This window comes from Priestia sp. RMT2NF4, assembly GCF_047872835.1.
In the GTDB taxonomy this organism is placed as follows: domain Bacteria; phylum Bacillota; class Bacilli; order Bacillales; family Bacillaceae_H; genus Priestia; species Priestia zanthoxyli.
Genome location: NZ_JBLQZO010000003.1, coordinates 409,607 through 431,363, shown reverse-complemented (window position 1 = coordinate 431,363; position 21,757 = coordinate 409,607). Strand labels below are relative to the sequence as shown.

Annotated in this window: 23 protein-coding genes; 7 read left to right on the top strand and 16 right to left on the bottom strand. The window is 39.4% G+C overall.

Annotated elements, in window-relative coordinates:
• Window positions 1-73 precede the first annotated feature (73 nt).
• The gene (locus tag ACMX9J_RS15675; protein ID WP_034269869.1) at window positions 74-787 is read left to right on the top strand and encodes a suppressor of fused domain protein; all 714 of its coding nucleotides are present in this window, start codon (window positions 74-76) and stop codon (window positions 785-787) included.
• A 200-nt stretch (window positions 788-987) separates the two neighbouring features.
• A complete protein-coding gene (locus tag ACMX9J_RS15670) occupies window positions 988-1,920 on the top strand; it encodes an aldo/keto reductase (RefSeq protein WP_328171656.1) in 933 nt (310 codons plus the stop codon).
• A 37-nt stretch (window positions 1,921-1,957) separates the two neighbouring features.
• On the opposite strand, the gene ACMX9J_RS15665 is transcribed toward ACMX9J_RS15670, so the two are convergent.
• Both ACMX9J_RS15665 and ACMX9J_RS15660 read right to left on the bottom strand, forming a co-directional pair.
• Window positions 1,958-2,311: a DUF4181 domain-containing protein gene (locus ACMX9J_RS15665; RefSeq protein ID WP_034269866.1), complete on the bottom strand. Its 354-nt coding sequence runs from the start codon at window positions 2,309-2,311 to the stop codon at window positions 1,958-1,960.
• Window positions 2,312-2,343: 32 nt separating this feature from the next.
• Entirely contained in the window at window positions 2,344-3,213 is an 870-nt protein-coding gene (locus ACMX9J_RS15660; protein ID WP_416225946.1) for a LysR family transcriptional regulator, read from the bottom strand.
• Window positions 3,214-3,344: 131 nt separating this feature from the next.
• Between ACMX9J_RS15660 and ACMX9J_RS15655 the strand changes: the two genes are divergently transcribed.
• Complete coding sequence (locus ACMX9J_RS15655; protein WP_154991666.1) at window positions 3,345-4,019, top strand: class I SAM-dependent methyltransferase; 675 nt, start codon at window positions 3,345-3,347, stop codon at window positions 4,017-4,019.
• Window positions 4,020-4,588: 569 nt separating this feature from the next.
• Complete coding sequence (locus tag ACMX9J_RS15650) at window positions 4,589-5,644, top strand: L,D-transpeptidase family protein (RefSeq protein WP_416225945.1); 1,056 nt, start codon at window positions 4,589-4,591, stop codon at window positions 5,642-5,644.
• 59 nt (window positions 5,645-5,703) lie between these two features.
• On the opposite strand, the gene ACMX9J_RS15645 is transcribed toward ACMX9J_RS15650, so the two are convergent.
• Entirely contained in the window at window positions 5,704-7,635 is a 1,932-nt protein-coding gene (locus ACMX9J_RS15645; protein WP_176344511.1) for a hypothetical protein, read from the bottom strand.
• Window positions 7,636-7,771: 136 nt separating this feature from the next.
• Here ACMX9J_RS15645 and ACMX9J_RS15640 point away from each other — a divergent pair, with 136 nt between their 5' ends.
• A complete protein-coding gene (locus ACMX9J_RS15640) occupies window positions 7,772-8,365 on the top strand; it encodes a YdbC family protein (protein ID WP_013055735.1) in 594 nt (197 codons plus the stop codon).
• Window positions 8,366-8,397: 32 nt separating this feature from the next.
• Here ACMX9J_RS15640 and rpiA read toward each other — a convergent pair whose 3' ends face one another.
• The 13 genes from rpiA to ACMX9J_RS15575 all read right to left on the bottom strand — a co-directional run bounded on the left by rpiA (window position 8,398) and on the right by ACMX9J_RS15575 (window position 19,370).
• Complete coding sequence (rpiA, locus tag ACMX9J_RS15635) at window positions 8,398-9,066, bottom strand: ribose-5-phosphate isomerase RpiA (protein ID WP_028412258.1); 669 nt, start codon at window positions 9,064-9,066, stop codon at window positions 8,398-8,400.
• 82 nt (window positions 9,067-9,148) lie between these two features.
• Entirely contained in the window at window positions 9,149-9,739 is a 591-nt protein-coding gene (locus ACMX9J_RS15630) for a hypothetical protein (protein ID WP_047751546.1), read from the bottom strand.
• 132 nt (window positions 9,740-9,871) lie between these two features.
• The gene (locus ACMX9J_RS15625; RefSeq protein ID WP_176344512.1) at window positions 9,872-10,630 is read right to left on the bottom strand and encodes a nitrilase-related carbon-nitrogen hydrolase; all 759 of its coding nucleotides are present in this window, start codon (window positions 10,628-10,630) and stop codon (window positions 9,872-9,874) included.
• Between the two features lie 96 nt (window positions 10,631-10,726).
• Window positions 10,727-11,641, bottom strand: coding sequence for an N-acetylmuramic acid 6-phosphate etherase (gene murQ, locus ACMX9J_RS15620; protein WP_416225944.1), 915 nt, complete (start codon window positions 11,639-11,641; stop codon window positions 10,727-10,729).
• Between the two features lie 35 nt (window positions 11,642-11,676).
• Complete coding sequence (locus tag ACMX9J_RS15615; RefSeq protein WP_285851757.1) at window positions 11,677-12,570, bottom strand: BadF/BadG/BcrA/BcrD ATPase family protein; 894 nt, start codon at window positions 12,568-12,570, stop codon at window positions 11,677-11,679.
• Between the two features lie 4 nt (window positions 12,571-12,574).
• On the bottom strand, window positions 12,575-13,663 hold the full coding sequence (locus tag ACMX9J_RS15610; protein ID WP_028412254.1) for a DUF871 domain-containing protein: 1,089 nt from the start codon (window positions 13,661-13,663) through the stop codon (window positions 12,575-12,577).
• A complete protein-coding gene (locus ACMX9J_RS15605) occupies window positions 13,660-13,995 on the bottom strand; it encodes a PTS lactose/cellobiose transporter subunit IIA (RefSeq protein WP_416225943.1) in 336 nt (111 codons plus the stop codon). Before ACMX9J_RS15605 ends, ACMX9J_RS15610 begins: the two co-directional genes overlap by 4 nt.
• Before the next feature lie 17 nt (window positions 13,996-14,012).
• Window positions 14,013-15,158 carry an anhydro-N-acetylmuramic acid kinase AnmK gene (gene anmK, locus ACMX9J_RS15600; protein WP_176344516.1) on the bottom strand — a complete coding sequence of 382 codons (1,146 nt, stop codon included), beginning with the start codon at window positions 15,156-15,158 and terminating at the stop codon, window positions 14,013-14,015.
• 1 nt (window position 15,159) lies between these two features.
• Entirely contained in the window at window positions 15,160-16,476 is a 1,317-nt protein-coding gene (locus ACMX9J_RS15595; RefSeq protein ID WP_416225942.1) for a 6-phospho-beta-glucosidase, read from the bottom strand.
• A gap of 16 nt (window positions 16,477-16,492) precedes the next feature.
• Window positions 16,493-16,759, bottom strand: a complete 267-nt coding sequence (locus ACMX9J_RS15590; RefSeq protein ID WP_176344520.1) for a hypothetical protein — start codon at window positions 16,757-16,759, stop codon at window positions 16,493-16,495.
• 54 nt (window positions 16,760-16,813) lie between these two features.
• Window positions 16,814-18,115, bottom strand: coding sequence for a PTS sugar transporter subunit IIC (locus tag ACMX9J_RS15585; RefSeq protein ID WP_033578207.1), 1,302 nt, complete (start codon window positions 18,113-18,115; stop codon window positions 16,814-16,816).
• 80 nt (window positions 18,116-18,195) lie between these two features.
• Window positions 18,196-18,501, bottom strand: a complete 306-nt coding sequence (locus ACMX9J_RS15580; RefSeq protein WP_028412249.1) for a PTS sugar transporter subunit IIB — start codon at window positions 18,499-18,501, stop codon at window positions 18,196-18,198.
• Window positions 18,502-18,515: 14 nt separating this feature from the next.
• On the bottom strand, window positions 18,516-19,370 hold the full coding sequence (locus tag ACMX9J_RS15575) for an SIS domain-containing protein (protein ID WP_176344522.1): 855 nt from the start codon (window positions 19,368-19,370) through the stop codon (window positions 18,516-18,518).
• Window positions 19,371-19,585: 215 nt separating this feature from the next.
• Here ACMX9J_RS15575 and ACMX9J_RS15570 point away from each other — a divergent pair, with 215 nt between their 5' ends.
• Window positions 19,586-21,136, top strand: coding sequence for a glycoside hydrolase family 10 protein (locus ACMX9J_RS15570; RefSeq protein WP_416225941.1), 1,551 nt, complete (start codon window positions 19,586-19,588; stop codon window positions 21,134-21,136).
• Window positions 21,137-21,225: 89 nt separating this feature from the next.
• A complete protein-coding gene (locus ACMX9J_RS15565) occupies window positions 21,226-21,717 on the top strand; it encodes an NUDIX domain-containing protein (RefSeq protein WP_176344533.1) in 492 nt (163 codons plus the stop codon).
• Window positions 21,718-21,757: the final 40 nt, after the last annotated feature.

Below are 21,757 nucleotides of genomic sequence, written 5' to 3'. Positions count from 1 at the left end.
AAATAATGGTTTACGAGTTCCCTAAATGAGGTATATATTGGGTACTATGAAGTCGTAAAGAGGTGTGGGATACTTGTCATTATTTTTAAAGTGGAAGCAAAAGAAGCAGGAAAAAGAAGTAGAGCGTGTTCTTGAGGAATCAATCTCAAAAAGAAAAGACTACTGGAACACAATTGGACATGTAGACGGAGACGTATTAACTCATTTGTTAAATCCCATGTTTTTTGGCGGGCCTGCTTGGCCGTCTGGACGTCAAACTTTTATTCGTGTTCAAAAAACAGAGACGGTTATTTTAGCAAGCGACGGCTTGTCCGATCCGTTTCAACTACCTGAAGAAAAGAGCCAAAGACAAGGAAAGGGATTAGAATTCTATATCGAATGCGATGATGAATCTCTTCGCGGACCTTTATCGGATATTCAGGATCACTGGGCATTTGACCTTCTTTATCAAATGAGTCAAAATGCTGCCGCTCACCCTAATATGCTAGAACTATTCATGAAACATGATGTTCTTTCAATTGAATTTACGGATTTGGACGTACCGCCTCATTTTGTAAATAAAAATGGAGATATTGGTGTATTGCTAGGAGTTCAGTCTCCTTCTGTTTCAGCTAGCCTCTCTTTACCTTACGAATCTATTAAACTGATTAGCATGAAGCTTCTTACACCAAACGAATTAGACTATGTGCGCGAACAAGGAGCGCAAGGACGCAGGCAGCTCGCTGAAACATTTCAGCTGTCAAAAAGCTATCATATTACCATGACTAAAAGAGAGTCTCTTATTTAAAAGAGGTTCTTTTTTTATTTCTGCTATTGAAATAGAGCCCTGTAGAATATACTCCTTATTTACATGTAACTCAAGTTCACATATTTTTTTAAAGCTGCTTTTCATATGAGCGTACTATTTTCGATTCATGGTATATTTTGCTATAGTAAAAAAGAAGATATAAAAAAAGGAGATATAAAAAAAGGAGATGGACGTTAGACATGGCAGAAAAAGTGCAGATTGGAAAATCCGAATTATATGTTAACCCTATTGGACTTGGAACAAACGCTGTAGGAGGACACAACTTATATCCTAACCTAAACGAAGAAGTCGGCAAAGACCTTGTTCATAAGGCGTTAGATAATGGCATTAACCTACTTGATACAGCGTTCATTTATGGTCCTAAACGTTCTGAAGAATTAATTGGCGAAGTACTAAAAGAACGCGGAAATCGTGCAGAAGCGGTGATCGCTACAAAAGGAGCACATAAAATTGTTGGAGATGAAGTACTGCTAGACAATTCTCCTGCATTTTTAAAACAGTCGGTTGAAGATAGCTTAAAACGCCTTCAAACAGATTATATCGATTTGTATTATATTCACTTTCCAGATAAAAACACACCTAAAGACGAAGCGGTTGGTGCGTTAAAAGAATTAAAAGATGAAGGTAAGATCCGTTCTATTGGCGTATCAAACTTCTCGTTAGATCAGTTAAAAGAAGCAAATAAAGATGGTTATGTAGACGTGGTACAAGGCCAATATAACTTAATTCAGCGAGAAGCAGAAAACGATATTTTACCTTATACGGCTGCAAACCGCATTTCATTTATTCCATACTTTCCGCTAGCTGCTGGTTTACTTGCTGGGAAATATGATAAAAATACAAAGTTTAATGACCTGCGCGAAGATATGCCTCATTTTATCGGCGAAGCATTTCAGCAAAACCTAGAAAAAGTAGAGCGTCTTCGTCAAATCTCTAGCGCAAAAGGCGTAGAAGTAGCTCATCTTGTTCTGGCTTGGTACTTAACGCGCGATTCAATTGATGTATTAATTCCAGGAGCAAAACGCGCTGATCAAGTACTTGATAACTTAAAAACATTAGATGTTCAGCTCACTTCTTCTGAAATTAAAGACATTGATCATATTTTTAAATAATATAAAAAGAGCTTTGCCATAGGTAAAGCTCTTTTTTCTATACAATTCCGCTGACTAATAGAACAAAAGCTGTAAAGAAGAATCCCATCTGTACAAAGCTTGTTACGTACTCTTTCGTTTCTTGTTTGTATTTCCATTCATCTATACTTTTTAACAAAATATTCACGACTAAAAATAGGAAAGATACGATATAAGGCTCTACAAACATAAAGATCATATCAAATAACAGACAAAGAACAAAAGCTATCGTCACATATTTATCCCATCGGCCTAAAGCTAGACTTTCATACTCATATTTTCCCCAAAATTTGCTGCGAGGGATATCAAGGACTTTTCTCAAGATAACGTCTGCTAAGACCGCTGCTGCTACAAGTATTATTAATATATACATTGCCATCCCCCCTTCCTTTTTATGGTATCATTTCAACTCGTTTCTGTTAAGGTCTCAGCTACAAAGTGCTTAAACTGCTTTGTTTCTTCCGTTTCACCTTTTGTTACGATATACGTATGTGAAGAAGGCCGGATAATTTTTTGCTGTGAAATGACGCTTAACGTTTGATTTTCAACTTCCTTTTTCACCATAGAAAATGGCAAATAAGATACGCCTAAACCTTCTTCAATAAAGCGCTTTGTAATTTCTACTTGCGTCACAGGAAGCAGCTGAATGTGAGGATAACAAGCCTTGATTTGAAGGAGTAAATCTTCCCAATAAACAGGATGATTATTCGTAAGCAGCCGGTAGGAAGATAACAGCTCCTGTTCCGTACGTGCCTCTGCAGAAAACGGGGCAACTAAGACTGCTTTTTCTTTATGAATTAACTCATAAAAAACGTCTGCCTGACCCGGAAGCATCCTTGTTAATCCAATATCTGACCTTCTGTCGCTGATGTCTTTTCCCACTTGAAACGAATTTGTGATATTAACCGTTACTTCAATATGGGGATATCTCTCTACAAATTGTTTGATGAGGCTTGGTAAAACAGATGCTGCTATTTGAGGAGCAGCGGATATAGCCAGTTTTCGGTTATATCCTTGCTTCCATAACTTAAAATTTCCTACTCCTTCTTCATATGCCCTCACCATTTTTTGAGCATGAGGCAAAAAAAAGCATCCTGCCTCAGTCAGCGTGATGTATTTACCCTTTTTTTCAAAAAGCTCAGCACCTAACTCTTGCTGCAGTCGCTGAATATGCTTTGATACAGCAGGCTGTGTTAAAAATAAATCTTCAGACGCTTGCCTGAAATTTTCATAAGAAGCCGCTATGATGAATGTTTTTAACCATTTGATCTCCATTTTCTTCTCTCCATCTCTTTCTATTCATAACAAACTGGAATCAATACTGCTTATTTTTGTTTATTTTCTTTTCTACCAAACTTCTATACGATATATGTATCTCAATATTACCAAATAAAGGAGCTGTAAAAATGAAAAATAACGTGAAAGAAAAATTTAATGCTCATGCTTCTCAGTATGATGAGCAGCGCCGCAAACTTATTCCTTGTTTTTTTGATTTTTATTCCATTCCCGTTTCTCTTCTTCACTTTTCAAATAAGCCGCTTCGCGTACTTGATATCGGAGCAGGTACAGGATTGTTTTCTTCTTTTGTCAAAGAAAAATACCCAGATGCTCATTTCACGTTGATTGACGTGTCAGATCAAATGCTTGAAAAAGCCAAGGAGCGCTTTAAAAACGAACAGCATATGGAATTTATTGTATCAGATATAACAAGCTACGAATTTGAGCACTCATTCGACATTGTGATTTCTTCACTTGCTATTCATCATTTAGAAGACGAACAAAAGCAAAAGCTGTATGGGCAAATTCATAATTTACTGCATACAGGAGGAATATTTATTAATGCGGATCAAGTATTAGGCCATTCTTCTATTATTGAAGAGTTATATAAAAAAGACTGGAGTGAAAGAATTGCCGCAAGCGGATTAACGCATGAGCAAATTAAGGCTGCTCATGAACGTACGAAGTTAGATAAAATGGCAACTTTACATGATCAGTTAAATTGGCTAACAGCAAGCGGGTTTAGCACGGTGGATTGCATCTATAAATTTTTTAATTTTGTTGTAATGTATGCTCAAAAATAACGGTTTAAAAACTACTTGTCTCTTTGCAAGTAGTTTTTTTACTCTTTCCCTCCCTATATTCGAATAAGAATATTTATCTATTTCCACAAAACTACGCATACTTCTTTTCCAGTTTCGTATATCTAATAATAGCTTCGTTCTCCTGAACTTTTGAATTTTTTGTACATAAAACCCATATAAAGTATTTTTATACTATTTTATGTCTTTTTATGGTATAAAAAATACAACTATGTTACAATATGATTACAAAACAATCTATACAACGCTTTCATTTCTTTACACGAAAATGAAGAACTGGAAAGGATGTGCTGCTTATGTAAATGTGAATCCGCTAGATTAGTAAACTTATATTCTTAAAGTTGTACAAATCATCAAGAAAAACTTAGTTATTCTTATTATTATAAATTCCCGCTAGTAAAGTCTTTCTACTTAATGATTTCCTTATTAAGCGCATACATACAGGTATAGAAAATGCAGCTATTCGTCTTTTATTTTATTAGTGAAGAATTTATAGCACTGCTCAAAGCACCATACGTTTTTCATTAATGCAGCCTAAGGAGGCGCAGCACATGGCAAATAGAATATCAAGAACAACAATCGTACTCATAGCGGCTATTCTAGCTCTAGCCTGCTTGTTGGTAGGCGTTCCAAAAACAGAAGCTGCTTCAACACCATCTCATTTAATTATCATTAACAAAGCAACAAATAAACTCGCTTATTACCAAAATGGTTCACTTGTCCGAACGTTTTCAGTCGCAACAGGACGCACGCAGTCTCTTACACCAGAAGGGCATTTCAAAGTAGTGAATAAAATTGTCAATCGCCCTTATTACTCAGGGAACATTCCTGGTGGAGACCCTAGAAATCCTCTTGGCAACCGCTGGCTGGGTCTAAATGCGAGAGGTACATACGGCACGACGTATGCTATTCATGGAAATAATAATCCTGCTTCCATTGGCAAATATGTAAGCAGCGGATGCGTTCGTATGTACGATGAAGAAGTGGCATGGTTATTTAGTAAAGTGACCGTCGGTACACCGGTTGTGATTACAACTTCTTCTAAATCATTTAATGACATTGCAGCAGCAAACGGGTACAACGTTTCTGGAAACTCAGGTTCTACTCCAGCTCCTTCTACAGGAACTGTTTTAAAGAAAGGCAGTAAAGGAAATGCAGTTAAAGAACTTCAGCAGAAGCTAACTTCACTTGGCTATAACACAAGAGGTACAGACGGTGTGTTCGGTGCCAATACAGATTCAGCTGTGCGTAAGTTCCAAAAAGACCACGGCTTAACGGCTGACGGTATTGTTGGTCCATCAACGTATAAAGCTTTAGGAAACCCTGGAACCAACCCGACACCAACAAATCCGACAAATCCAAAGCCAACAAACCCACCAGCGGATACAACAATTAACACAAAACAAACGCTTAAAAAAGGCAGCAAAGGCAGCAATGTTCAAGCTCTTCAAAAGAAATTAACGGCGCTTGGCTATGATACAAAAGGCACGGACGGTATTTTCGGCGCCAATACTGAAGCTGCTGTGCGTAAGTTTCAAAAAGACAATAAGCTAGCAGTGGACGGCGTTGCCGGACCTAATACGTTAACTGCTATTTCCAAACGCTAATAGAGCCTGAAATCAGGCTCTGTTTTTTTTATTTATAAACCTCTTTTTACACGGACTCCTTAATGAACCATTACGCCGTCTTTCTTTTCTACCACATACTTAATCAATTGATAAACCGTTCTCATAAGAATTTGCTGCTGATAGATATCGTTTTTGGCAGGAATCACACTTTCTATGACCCTGCTATATTTATACGGCTGATCGTCTTCTTTTTCTTTATAAAGAGCTAGCCAGTCCTTACGGGGATTTTCAAGCAGCTGTTCGTTGAAATAGGAATAAACGACGGTTGCGAACTCACCTGCCAACTCTTGAATAACCTGCTGTCGGTCGGTGACCGAATGATAAGTACTTGACCATCCAGACGGCTGACTTAAAAAATGCTCATACACAGATGAAATAACGGCGGACGCAATAGCTGGTACCGGTCCTTCATTCTCTCCTAAGGAAATGTTTAAACACGTTTCTCTGTCCATATAAGGAATGTTCAGCGACTCCATTGCTTCATAAAAAGCCTGCGAGACAGTCAAGTTTAAATAAATAGGATGCAGCTCTTGCTGCTTTTTTCTCGTTTCTGATACTAAAGCTGTCTTTAAGTCTTTATACAGAAAGTGACTCTCTTCGGATTCCTCGTGTACACATTCTAAAATAGACGTATTCCCTACTGTTAAATAGTAGTGAAGCTGCTTTCTCATAAGAGATGAAACGCTTTTAAGCGCACCATCTATCATTTTAGCCATGGCATGTTTTTTAGCATAACCCGTACGGCAGCTTGGAGAGGTAAGTAAATCTCCGTGTGTAACACAAACGTTTACCTTAGCACCGTGCCCATGTACGATGAGCTGCTGAAGAAATTGAATATCTAATTCTTGAAGCCCATGATGTACGTATAAAATAGAAGCTGCTTGTTTAAAAGAATCGTGGATGGTGCCCGTATATTCAACAGCTGGATGCTCGCAAATCGCTACCCCTTTTTTAAAAGAAAAAGGGCCGGAAACTTCAATTCTACGAAACAATGGATAAATAAGGCGTCCGTTATTTTCTTCTTCTTCATTTGTTAGCGGATCAAAGAAAGACAGCTCTTTTGCTGTGAGACGGCAGGATATTGGCCAGTCGTCTTCTCCTATTTCCCACGTTCCTTCCTTGTATTCTCTCAACCGAGATTCAATTGCCAGAAGCATTTGCTCAGTGATCTTCCTACATTCAAGCCGCTTATGCCATACCTCTGCAAAATCTCTTCCTTCTTGATCAACAGCGTCTTTTACTATTTCACTTTCTCGTTTAATTGCATCTACAAATTGTTTGAATGAACTATTTTCGTCGCTCATTCTTAAAGGAACATCATCATTAAAATAACGGGCTTTGTATGGGATATCTCCCAAAAGAGCGCGCAGATTAAAAGAGGAATCTCCGTGTAATAACTCAAAGACCAAGTCATAATCCGTGCCTCCTTCAGCATACACTTCAGCGCTTCTTAGTAGGATATTCTCCAATTGCCTTTGCACTTCACTTCGCGTAAAAAAAGAGACGGCAGCTTCATAGTGTTGAGAATCCTTCACCTTATACGTAGCAGAATAAGCGCCTTTACTGCCTATTCCTAGAAAGCCGCACTCCTTTTTTATCCCAAGAAGCTGGCGGATTAAAGATGTTTTGCCGCTTCCTTGTTCTCCTATTACATGAACGTACTCATACTCGCTGTCAATTTGTTCGCTTGTCTTTTTTTCAATATCGTTATAAAAAGCATTCACTACTCGTTCATCATACCTTGCTTTTGCTCTTCCTTTTGCAGTACTTGTCCAAAAATCCTGCACTCTCAGCAGTTCATTCATCTCTTCAACCAACATGTCAATTTCATCGTGTTGCTCTGTATACATAAACCGTTTAACAAACGGGTGCGATCTTCCTCTTTCATCTTTTTTAAACGGATGCTGAAACATAATTGACCAGCCTTTTCGCGTAGGAGACTGACAGGCTTTTGCACGAAAAACTTTCATTCATTTCCCCTTCTTTCCCTAACATTGTCCTATTTGAAATGTATGGCTTTTAAAGGGGGGATATGTCTATCATTTTCCTCTTTTTAGAAGGATTTTTCCTGCATTTATCGAAGTAATTAATTGAGGTGATGGGAGAATGTTGACAAAAATTGTGAAATGCAGCATACCGACTGATAAAAAAGCATCTTTTTCATATACGCAACAGCATTGGGCTGCTCTTGCACACGTGAATGGTTTCATTGGCCAATTAGGGGGTTGGAACGTGGAAGATGAAACAGATGCTTGTATTCTAGCTCTGTGGGAAGATGGAACAACTTATCAAGAATTCATGAAGCATACTCATGATTCTATTTTTTATAAAAGCAAGCAGGATCAAACATATACGAATTTGGACGTTTCAACATCAGATCCTTCCTACTTCATCGGAGCACGCTACAATTATTATAGAAGCAGCGCGATTGAAAGCCGTTATTTAGTAAAGACAGAAATTGAAGTCGATTTTTACGACAAAGAAGATATTCATGAAATGGTAAAAAGCTTGATAAATCCTTCTTATCGCTGTTTATCTCACGTTGTATCACCGATCGAGCATAGCAAGCTTGTCATTTTTTCATTATACGGATCTGCTTGTCCGCAAAAAACAATTGATACCTTCGTTCATCCAAATGTACTGAACGCGTCTCAATACATATACCAATTAGAGAAAAATTGGAACGTTCTTTCCAATTAAAAAATAGAAGCCTAGGCCCGACGCCAAAGCTTCTATTTTTTTATGATATGAACCTCTTGATTTTGTACGGTAATGACTTCCTCCGTCATTCCTACAAACAAACCGCTTTCTACTACGCCTGGAATCATTGTAAGCTGTTTTTCCAGCACAGCAGGATTTTCAATTTCTGAAAAATGACAGTCTAGAATATAATTTCCGTTATCAGTGATAAACGGCGTATGATCATCTAAAAGCCTAAGCTGCGGTACACAACCTGCACTGCGAATATGCTTCGCCGTCATTTCCCAGCCAAAACGTATAACTTCAACAGGAAGAGGAAAAGCTCCTAGCGTCTTCACTATTTTCTTAGAATCCGCAATCACGATAAACCGCTTCGCTGCGTACGCAATCATTTTTTCGCGAAGCAGCGCGCCGCCTCCTCCTTTAATTAAAGAAAGTTCGCTATCCACTTCATCCGCTCCGTCAATTGCTATATCAATATATTCAACATCTGCTAAGGTAACAATAGGAATACCTAGTTTCCTTGCCAGTTCTTCTGTTTTTTGAGAAGTAGGAACCGCTTTGATGTTTAATCCATTTTTTACTCGTTCACCTAGTTTGACAATTGTATAATAAGCTGTTGAACCTGTTCCTAGCCCTACAATCATTCCATCTTCAACAAATTGTGCTGCTTTTTCACCAACTGCTTGTTTTTCAATCATACGAAGGCCTCCTTACTCATATTGTACCCGTTTACATAAAAAAGCAAAAGCATTATGAATCCTTACGAAAAAACTCAGCTGACTATTCAGCTGAGTTTTTTTGAAACTGTGTATTTAGAAGAATTTTTTCTACCCAATACTGCTGTTTTGTACTGTTTGTCTGTTCGCTGCTTCTGAGTTCAAACGTATAGTAAATATACCTGCTTGAATAATCATCATTCACATAAGCATGATAAATGCTATGCTTTCCATCTCTCGTTTGTTTTTTCACATAAATCGTTGCATTTTTACCTTTTAACATGTAATCAGGCTGAAACGCATCCATTTTTTTTTGAGCTGCTTTGCTTTTTTTCTTAGAAAATAAAGCCGTTATTTTCCCAGCATTGTATGAATCATTTTCCTTCGTTGATGCTGTCCATACTTCACTTTCATCTTCACTGCTTTTATAAGAAGATTTATGAATAACATACTGAAGCGGAAACCACATGCTATATTGATTGGTATCCGAAGTAAATAATTCAAATCCATTGTCTGTTTGTTCATGATCGACCAAAAACGTACTCGTAAACTTATCTGCCTGGGCTTCACTTTTAAATTTCCCGCTTTGAAACAGCCAAATTCCTACGGCAATGACCAATGCTCCAGCTACTGATGCGGCTTTTTTTCGATCCATTGTTTCCACACACCTTTTAATACCCCTTTAACTTTCGATAATACCATATTCATGTTTACATCGTCATAAGGAGAAATAACCAAAGGATTATCAAAGCGCACATGCTAATTTAACTAGAGAAAATAAACTTTTTTACAATAGTAAATTTGATAACAGACGCTGAGCTAACAGCCGGTTAGCCTCACCGGACTCTATCGTATACGTTAGTAGTTCCTGCTTTTCAGCTTTCGCTTTTATCAAACATTCACCCGTTGGAGAAAGAAGAGAAGTCGTGCTTTTTTGGCTCTCTAAGGCATAATTCACGCTTGCAAAATAAATACCATTCTCCGTACTTCTTGCAATCATTGCATAATCATAAAACTTCGGATCTGGTACTTCACCAGTAAACTGTGGATGAAACACAATGCTTGCTCCTCTTACAGCAGCCCATCGGACAGTTTCAGGATAGCGCCATCCCTCATGGCAAATAACAATACCGAATTTCACGCCGTTTATTTCAAACAACTGGCGGCCATTTCCAGGCTTATAACAAAATTGATCTTCTGCTGGATCAATTTGGTTTTTAGTTTGATACCCTAATTCTTTTCCATTTTCATCAATTACAAAAGCAGTTAAATGCATTCCAAGTTCGTCACGCCATTCCAGTGGTAAAATTACGTTGAGCTTTAACTGTTTGGCAAGCAACTTAACTTTATAAAGCGCATTTTGTTGAATTTCGTGATTGTATGTCTCAACTTCAAAACCCACTCCTCTAAGTCCTGGCACAATTGATTCTGGAAAACATACAAGGTTACATCCTTCTTCTGCTGCTTGTTTCATACAATTTTCTACCGTTGCTACACCCTCTGCGGCTGACTTTGGAAATCTCACTTGCGCTAACCCAATTTTCATTCATTGCTCCTCCACTTCCAACATCATAAAAAACTCATGCTACTAGCGTAACATGAGTTTTTTATCTTTACGTAAATAATTTAATTTGCTGGCGGCTTAATCTTTAATCTGCTGTTCCTTTGCTTCTGCAATGGCTTTTTTTAAATGTCCGTCATGTTTATCAAGCAGCCGGTGCACTTCATCACCTTCTATAGAAGTAAGAAGCGCAAGGATAGCGGCTTTTGGCGTTTTGTATGTTTGTAAACTTTCGGCTGCCTCTTCTGATGAGATGCCAGTTAGTTCTGCAATAATATTTTTAGCACGCTGGACGAGTTTATCATTAGTCGGCTGTACGTCTACCATCAGATTGCTGTAGACTTTACCAATTTGAATCATAGAAGCCGTCGTCAGCATATTAAGAACAAGCTTTTGAGCAGTGCCGGCTTTCATTCTTGTAGAACCTGTTACAACTTCCGGGCCTGATTCTGCTACTATCGCATAGTTTGCTTCTTGTTCCATAGCTGATTGAGGAGAATTTACAACGCAGCCTGTTACTGCCCCCAGGCTGTTTGCATACGCAAGTGCTGAGAGTGTATAAGGGGTTCTTCCACTTGCAGCTATCCCTACAAGAATATCTTTATTTGATAAATTAATCGCTTTCAAATCTTCTATCGCTTGTTTCTTATTATCTTCTGCTCCTTCTAACGCATGCCGGAGCGCCTTGTCTCCCCCGGCTATGATCCCAACTACTTGTTCGGCAGGTGTACCGAATGTTGGTACACATTCAGATGCATCTAACACGCCTAGCCGCCCGCTTGTACCTGCTCCGATATAAATCAGACGTCCGCCTTGTTTAAAAGCACTGACAATTTCATCTACTAACAAAGCAATAACAGGCAGCACCTTATTGATTGCCTGAGGCACTTGGTGATCTTCTTCATTAATTTTTTTTACAATTTCCAGGCTTGATAATTCATCAATGTTTAACGTTTGCGGATTGCGTTTTTCTGTTAAGATATGATTTAAGTTCACTGTGATCCCCTGCCTTTTCCACGATCATTTTTTCTCTATTGATACTCTTTTATGAACAGCTGATAAGCTCCTTTAGCAGATGATACTCGCTGTGTTGCCCACTGGATATGCTTTATTTCTTTTTCACATGTTTTTTTATAAACATCAAACACTTCTGGAACTTCCGTTAAAATGCTGCCTTTGCATGCCAGCAAGCAGCTCCCTTCAAACCGCTGTTTCTTATACAAATGAAGAGTCATGTTTGCAAGGTTCTTTCCAGCCCATTGAAGAATGTCACTTGCTTCTTGTTTATAATTTCTCGCTTGATTTACAACAAGCGGAGTGAGTGAAGCAACTTCTGATTTAGGAGATGAATAGACAAACTTTTTTATGTCGTGTATGGTGTCTGCTTTTACATGTTGCAAGATTGTCTGACTAAGGCTGCTGTACGGACGGTTTTGATCATGCTCTTTCGTCAGCAATATCAGTGCTTGAAGACCAATCCAATATCCGCTGCCTTCATCTCCAAGAAGGTGTCCCCACCCTCCACCGTATTCATACACTCCATCTTTTTTACCAATGCTGACAGCTCCAGTTCCTGCAATGGTTAAAATCCCTTCTTTTCCATGCAGTAGTGCTTCATGTGCAATCATGGCGTCATCATATAAACCTACTTCTACTTGATAACGATTATAAAAATATCGTTTTATTTCTTCTTTGGATAATGCTTTACTTCCAGCAAGTCCTAGTGAAATGCCTTTACATGTATGACCAGCAAGCTCAGTTTTGCACGCCATAATACATTCATCAATATGAGTAATAGCCGTGTTGTAATTAATGAGTAAATTGCCGTAACCGCTTTTTGAAGCAGCGAGCTGTTGGCCGTCTAAGCTGTACGCAACGGCTTCTGTTTTTGTTCCCCCGCCGTCAATACCAATAATATAGTCCATTTCATCACCGCTCACAAAAAGCAAATTTATCCCATGGCTGCAGTTCATTTAATAAGAAAATTTCCTCTTCCGCAATGCGGCCTACTACGTTTGTTTTACCTGAGTTCTCCATGTCTAACAGCGCAATTTGCAGCTCTCCTTTGTACTGACCGTAGAGTTCATTTTCTATTAAAATATCGCCTCTTCGAATGGAAGGAGTATGCGTAGGCTTGAATTCTTCTTTTTTATATTTTACTCGGCTTTGCGTAGAGCGAATTAAATAATCCGATACGTCTCCGCGGTAAAAATGAAACTCTTCTAGCACAATTTTTTTCTCAAGCTCGGTAATCGTATCATACAGGTTCACATTAAAGGTAAAGCGCTCTTGCTGAACAACATCACGCAGCGACTTCATTTCTTCTTCCGATGCATAAGCATTCGCAATGATTGCACAATCAATTAATCCCGTTTTAAAAAGATGCTTAGCCTGCACGTCGATTGGAAGCGTGCGATGCATTTCAAGCGTACAAAGCCCTTCAGTAACAGGCCACGGTCCAAAAGTAGCGCTTGGTGAATTAATAAACGCTGCTGTTTCAAGGTTATGTTCTTTAAACAACGCTGAACACTTCATAAAGTGATCATACGACAATCCCGCATATCGATGAGGATAGAAGTTGTGCGACCCCAATAGCTGTTTTCGATTCGGCTGGTAACTTAAAATATTATCAACATACTTTGTTGCATTACTCATATTAATTTCAATTTTTAAGCCGTATGGATTAAAGGTCATAATGGACTCTTCATTTCCCGTATAGCCTAGATCAAGACGAATAGCATAAGCCCCTAATTCTTGAAAAAAAGATAGATCATCATAAGAAATGCCAAGCGCTCCAAATACGCGAGGAGCGATATCCACTACTACTTCCATCTCTAGCTCATTGGCAAACTCAATGATTTCTTTAAAATTTGCCATTACTTTTTTCTGATCGCCTTCAACCGAAAGCAAGCACGTAAAAATGCGGGTAAATCCGTATTGATGCGCAAGTGCTATATACGCTTTATCTTTTTCCACAGTCGAATGTTCCGGATAAATCGCAATACCTAGCTTTTTCATTGATTTTCGCCTTCTTTTTTAAATTTTTTAATAAGCTTAATCATATGTTCAATTAATTTTTGCTCTGAAATAGCCGTCATTAAATGATCTTGTGCGTGAATTAAAAGCAGCGACTTTTCAATTGTTTTTCCGTTCAATTCACGTTGAATAAGCGCAGTTTGCGTTTTATGAGCATGACTGAGCTCTTTTTGAGACTGCTTTAAAAGTTCGTCAGCTTTATTAAAATCATAATCTTCAGCTGCTTCTAACGCTTCATATGCCAGTGACCTAGCATTTCCTCCGTATGCAATAAGTTCAAAAATTTCATTTTCCATATTTGTTGCTTCTGTCATTTCTTCCATCCCCTTTTTTATAGTGGTGCAGGCGTAATGTTTCCTAATATTACAGGAGACAAAGCACCGGTTGCACTTGGTACATTGCCTGGATAGCCTGCAAGTGTTTCATTTGCGAGCACCGCAAAAGCTACGGCTTCTTTTGCTTCTGAAGACATCCCTATTTCTTCTTGTGTATACACGCTGCAACGCTTCCCTAGCTTGGCTTTAATCATATTCATCAGCGTATTGTTATAACTTCCGCCTCCTCCAATAATCACTTCGTCAATAGAATAGGCGGGAAAAATAAATGTTTCATAGTGATGTACAATGGATGATGCCGTGAACATGGTAATCGTAGCTAGCAAATCTTCTTTTTTATGGTTGCTATATTTCTCTAGCAGTCTCCTTGTGTACTGTGTACCGAACAGCTCTCTTCCCGTCGATTTAGGAGGAGAAAGATTCATGTAATCATGGTTCATACAGTCTTCTAAAAGCTCTGAAATAATAGTTCCTCCAGCTGCTAAACACCCATTTTCATCAAATGAAACATGAAAAAGCTGCTGACACGCTTCATCTATCATCATATTTCCCGGCCCCGTATCAAAAGCTACTACGGGTATAGGAGAGTGTTTTGGCGGAATCAACGTTACATTCCCAATACCTCCAATGTTTTGAAGCAGCCTTGTACGATCAGCGTGGCTGTACAAAATTCGTTCGGTGTGAGGAACTAACGGAGCACCTTGCCCGCCCGCTGCCATGTCCATCACTCTGAAGTTTGCCACTACCTTCGTTTTGGTTTCATAGGCAATAACAGCGGGCTCTCCAATTTGGAGTGTAGACATCGCTGTATTTCCTGAAGCATACGGCTGATGGTAAATGGTTTGACCATGCGATCCGATGACATCTACTTGTTCAAGAGAAAACCCGGCTTCTTGGCACACTCTTTTCACTGCATCTGCAAACGCGTAGCCAAGTTTAAAATTCAAGCTGCAGATCAGCTGTACATTTGAATGTTCGAGAGAAAGCGCCTGTTCAATTTCTTTTTTTAACGGCGGTGAAAACGGCATGGTAATGAACTGAAGAAGTTTAACTTTACTTTCATAGCCGCTTCCTTCAATCTCCACAAGAGCTGCATCAATTCCGTCCAGTGACGTTCCCGACATAAGTCCAACGGCATACATATTATGCTTTCACTTCCTTAAAAAAAGCGGGTAAATACTTGCGATGAGCTTGAAGCAGTTCGTCTAAGACCGCCTTAGCCAGTTCGTCACTTGGAACAAGCGGATTAATGGTCAGGGCAACCAGCGCTTTTTCGTAAGATCCTGTAACCGCGGCTTCTGCTCCTACTCGTTCAAACGATTTAATTTGCTGTACGAGTCCATTCACTTCTACCGGAAGTTCACCGACAGCGAGTGGTACTGGTCCTTGCTTTGTTACAACACAGTTTACTTCAACCGCAGATTCGTTTGGCAGTGAAGAAATGGCGCCATTATTTCTTACATTTAATGTTTGAATATCACCTTTATCGTTATAAATGGATGAAATTAAATTACATGCGGCATCGCTGTAGTAAGCGCCTCCTCGTTTTTCCAGCTGCGGAGGCTTACTTTCTAGATTTGGGTTTTTGTAGAGTTCAAAAAGCTCGGCTTCTAATGCTTTGACCACTTCAGCGCGCGTAGTACCTGACTGAAAGGCCAAAAGCTCTTCTGCTACTATTTCTTTTGTTTTATAGTAGTAGCGGTGATAAGGACACAAGATCACGCCAAGAGCTTCCAAAAAATCCGGTTGCCACGGAATAGGAGCTATGTTTTTCATTGTTACTTGAGACTTTGGATCACTTAATCGCTGAATGACTTCTTTTGTTACTTCCTTTCCTTTGGCATACACATGCAGCCCGTATACCAAGTGATTTAACCCTGCAAATTCAATGTGCACATCTTCTTTTTCGATTTGAAGCAAGCTGGCGATTGAGTTTGTCATATGTACAGGCAGGTTACAAACTCCTACTACTTTAGAATGCTTTCCGTAGCGAAGCAGCGCCTCCGTTACCATACCGGCAGGGTTTGTAAAATTAATAAGCCAGGCGTTTGGACAAATTTCGTGTATTTCCTCGGCAATTTTCAACAAAACCGGGATTGTTCGCAAGCCCTTAAATAATCCTCCCGCCCCGTTTGTCTCTTGACCAATCATTCCGTACTTAAGAGGGATGCGTTCATCTTGAATACGCGCATCAAGCTGGCCTACTCTAAGCTGTGTCGTTACAAAATCAGCATTTATTAACGCTTTTTTTCGATCAAGCGTTAAATGAATTTCCATATCAACACCTGCTTTTTTGACCATTCTTCTAGCAAGTGCTCCTACAATTTCAAGCTTCTCTTTTCCTTCTTCAACATCTACAAGCCACAGCTCTTGAATTGGAAGCTCATTGTACCTTTTAATAAACCCTTCGACCAATTCAGGTGTATAGCTTGATCCTCCCCCTATTGTCACTACTTTCATTCCTTGCCCCTCCTTGTTAAAAAACGGCTAAATATGTAACGGCTGTGCACCCTGCCCCGAGCAAAACAAAGCGTATACAAACAGCGGTTTTAGATAAAGCTGCTGTTGAAAGCCGAATAGAAATAAATGTTGTAAGCAAAGCTGCTGACAGACTTGTAATGGCAAATAAACTATGCTGCGCTGACAAACCAGCATACTGCAGCAAAGGTGTAAAAACAACGTTACAAAGAACCATGGTCAACAGAAATAAAAACACGGTTTTATATCGAAATCGAACAAACATTGATCTTCACTCCTATTAAAGAGATAGAAGCCAAACAAGTTGGCTTCTCTTTCTTTACATTTGAACTGAGCTATCGGATGGTGTAACCGTTGCTTCATCGCTTCGTTCCATTTCAACCATCTTTCGGTCGTACATTTTAAAGAACGGAAGATAAATCACAACAGAAATAGCAATATTGACAACGACCAGTACAACCGCCCGCCAGTCTCCTCCGGTCGATAGATATGCCCCAATCGGCGCCGGGAGCGTCCAAGGAACCATTACGTATGTTGGAGTAATAAGGCCTGTCGCCGTTGCTGCGTATGAAATGATCGTTGTAATAATCGGGATGATAATAAAAGGAATAATTAAAATAGGATTTAAGACAATTGGCAAACCGAAAATAATTGGTTCGTTAATATTAAAAACCGCTGGAATAAAAGATGTCCTAGAAAGCGCTTTCGAATATTTAGATTTTGAGAAAAACAGCATTGCTAAAGCAAGGCCTAGCGTTGCTCCAGATCCTCCTATCCAAACAAACCATTGAAAGAACGTTTCGGGTGCAATATACGGGAGCGTTGAAGCTCCGTCTGCTACCGCTTCAGCATTTTTCGCTAAATATACTTCCCATACAGGCCGTGCCACTGTCCCAACAACTGAGACGCCGTGAATACCAAATGACCAGAAAAACGTAATTAAGAAAACCGGTATTAATACTCCTGCTAAACTATCTCCTGCCTCTACAAGCGGAGCAACTAGTTTATCAACTAAATGATGAAGATCGATACCTAAAACAATTGTAATAATGGTCATAAGTACAACAACAATCGCAACTGGAATTAGCGCTTCAAAAGACCTCGATACTGAAGGTGGCACTTGCTCCGGCATTTTAATGGTGACATTTTTTGCTTTACAAAACCTGAGAATCTCGACTGATAAAATCGATACAATCATCGTCACAAATAAACCATGTCCTCCAAGGTTGGTCATTGGAAGCATAAACCCTTCTTCTTCAATCAGCTTTGGAGTCACCGTAAGAAGTAGTGCAGCAACTGCAATTTGTGCTCCTGACAGCGGATCGAGATTATAGCTTTTGGACAAGTTATACCCTATCCCAAAGGCTATATATAAAGACATAATAAACATCGTTACGCGATACGGTATTAAAATGTTGGCGCTGTTATCAGCTGCCCATTTCGCAATTGTGCTATCTTGGGGCACAGGCGGAAATGCTAAAATTAAGAAAAAACTTCCGATAATGATAAACGGCAAAGCGGAAATAACACCATCACGAATGGCTTGAAGATGCCGCTGTTCTGATAACCTGGCCATGGGTCCCGATAAATTGTTCTCTAAAAACGACACAAATTTGCTCATATACCCTTTCCCCCTCTATATTCTCCCCTTGTGTAATAAACCCCTTATTTATTTAAAAAGCAGGAAGAAACCTGCTTTCCTTAGCTAACGAGCTGTTGAACCGTTTTATAAAGCGTCGGACCTCCAAGCGGCGTATAAGCCTGCGGCGGAATGGGCCCGCATGGAACAGAAGCTTTATCCGCTTCCGCTTTCACTGCGTTAAACCGGTGACGAATCTGCGGTGCAACCATTACAACGTCCCAGCCCTTTTGAATTTCCTCTGCCACTTCATTTGTCCCAATTGCCAGCACTTCCATATCCGTTCCGTGCTTTTGTGCTTCTGTTTTTAATGCTTTCACCACAATCGCACTTGACATTCCTCCAGAACATACAAACAATACCTTCATTTTCTCGTTTCCCCCTACCTCTTGATTTTTTGAATTACATTATGTGTATCGATTATGCGTTCAAACACTTGATTGCCTTTTTGAATACATAACCGTATAAACATCGCATCTACAATGGCTAGCTGAGCAATACGAGCGCTCATCGTTCCAATTCGAATATGCTGCTCTTCTACTGAAATAGTCAGCAGAATATCAGCTAATCTAGAAGCTGGAGATGATCCGTGCTGCGTTAGCAAAATAACCGTTGCTCCTTTATCTTTGGCTATTTGCATCAGTTCCACCACTTCTTTTGTTTGACCAGAAGTCGATACTACAAACAGCACATCATCTTTTGTCATATTCGTAGCCATCACCATTTGAACATGACTATCTAATGAAAACAGCGCTGAAATATCAATTCGAAGCAGTTTATACTGCGCATCTAGCGCAACTACAGATGATCCCCCTGCTCCGTATAAAAACACTCGTTTCGCTCTATGAATAGCTTCCGCAGCTGCATCAATTGCAGAAGAGCTCACTAAACGACTCGTGTTCATAAGTGCGCTCATACTTTTGCTCATGACTTTTTCAAGCACAGCTTCGGTCTCGTCTTCAAAATTAACCGGAAGATTCGGCAGCTGCTCGTTATTCACCTTATGGGCATCTTTTGCTAATTCAATCTTTAATTCTTTAAAACTATTAATCCCTACACGCTGACAAAAGCGGATAATCGTAGCTTCGCTGCACTGACACTGCTTAGCTAGCTGTTTGGTCGTTAAGTTCAACGTGGTCGTAGGATTTTCTAACACGTAATCAGCTACTCTTCCTTCAGCAGGACTGTAATGATTCATTTGTGCATCGATTAAAGTAAGTACGGAAAATTGGCGCATGAATTCCTCCATCGTTAAGTAACGTATTTCTAAAATATTCTTTAAATTACCATTATTATATTTTTTCTGAAGTTTAATTTCAATATTTTTCTGATATTTTTAAAACTTTATTTTATTTTTCAGAATATTTTATTAAAACCTATTGTGAATATAACGACCGCATGCTATATTATGAAAGAAATTTTATCTCAACCAAAAAAGAAGGAGGAACGAACATGCATATAAAAAAATGGATTGGAGGCATCTTGTTTTTGCTGCTGTTTTGTTCGAGCACATTACCTGCTAAAGCAGACGTACCTACTACGTATCAAAAACGGGAGCTTCGAGCGGCTTGGATTGCAAGCGTATACAATATTGACTGGCCTTCTCAGCCTGGTCTTCCGGTTGAGCAGCAAAAAAAAGAGTTTACCTATTTGCTAGATGAAGTACAAAAGATGGGAATGAATGCTGTGGTCGTTCAAATTAAACCTACCGCTGATTCCTTTTATCCGTCGAAATATGGCCCGTGGTCAGAATATTTAACGGGTACACAAGGTAAAGATCCCGGCTACGATCCTCTAGCTTTTATGGTGGAGGAAGCACATAAGCGCAACTTAGAGTTCCACGCATGGTTTAACCCTTACCGCATTACCATGAATCATACTGATTTAAACAAACTTGCCGATAATCATCCTGCCAAACAACATCCTGATTGGGTCGTCTCCTATGGAAAACAACTCTACTACAACCCAGGTATTCCCGAAGTAAAAAACTTTATTATTGAAGAAGTGCTCGAAGTCGTAAGAAACTATGATATTGATGCTGTTCATATGGATGACTATTTTTATCCTTACAAAATTGCAGGTCAAACGTTCCCTGATCAAAAAACGTATCAAACCTACGGTGCTCAAACGTTTTCGAATATTGAAGACTGGCGCCGAGACAATGTTAATCAGCTTGTTCGAGATTTAAATACGGCTATTAAAAGAACAAAATCATACGTGAAGTTTGGCATCAGTCCGTTCGGCGTGTGGAGAAACATCGCTAATGATCCAACTGGCTCTGAGACGACTGCTGGACAAACAAACTACGATGATTTGTATGCTGATACGCGTACGTGGATTCAAAATGGATATATTGATTACATCACTCCGCAAATTTATTGGAATATTGGATTTGAACCCGCTGCTTACGATACGCTGCTCAACTGGTGGAGAGATGAAGTTCGCGGAAAGCCAGTTCACCTTTATATTGGACAAGCTGCTTATAAAATTAATAACAACGCGGTGGAAGCATGGTCTGATCCCGATGAGTATCCAAGGCAAATTGCTCTGAATCATCAATTTCCAGAAATACACGGGAGCATGCATTTTAGCCTGAAAGATTTGAACCGAAACCCGCTAGGAATAAAAGATAAGCTGCAAAACGATATTTATAAACATCCTGCTCTTATTCCGGCAATGCCTTGGCTTGATGGTACGGCTCCAAAAGCACCAAAATTAAAAAACGCGGGCCCTCATACAAAAGAAGCGGCGTTTGAAATTCGAGATCATCAGCAGAATGATTCCGCCTATTATGCCATTTATCGCTTCCAAGGCAATAAACGAGGTGACATCAACAACGCAGAAAACTTACTGACAACCGTTCGGAAAACAGGAGAAACACAATTATTTGTAGATCAAAGCGCACTCAAAAATCAAACATACACATATGTTGTAACCTCTGTTGACCGTTTGCATAACGAAAGTGCTGTTTCCCGTACGCTTACTGTAAAAGCACCTCATTAAAAAAGGTTCTATAACAAAATGTATGGTAGGATAAAGAAATCAAATGATGCTTTACCAAGCCATTCTGTTATAGAAAGTAGTGAAAAAAGATGGAACCAAACTATGATCGCGCCTTTGGCGTATATGGAATTTGTATGCGAGATGAAAAGCTGCTTGTTATTCGAAAAAATAGAGGGCCGTATATTCATCGCTTTGATTTGCCAGGCGGACAGCTAGAACACGGTGAAACATTAACAGATGCGATGAAAAGAGAATTTAGTGAAGAAACTGGCTTTGAAATTACTATTATTTCTCAAGCCGGTACAACGGATTTTCAGTATCCCTGTAAGTGGAAAGAATTTACCCATGTACATCACATTGCTGTTTTTTATTACGTAGACATTGCCGGCGGTGAGCTTCTTTCCAACCCCGTCCAGTTTGAAGGACAAGATTCTTTGGAAGCATTGTGGATTGCACCGCAAGATCTTAACATCGATAATGCTTCTCCTCTTGTTCTAAAAGCAGTGGAATCTTTAAGCTTATTATCATGGCCTTATGACTCTCAGATTTATGATGAATGGAAACTTAAAACCTCCGAATGATGATAGTGACTAAACAGTACTTCTAAATATCGCAGGCTTA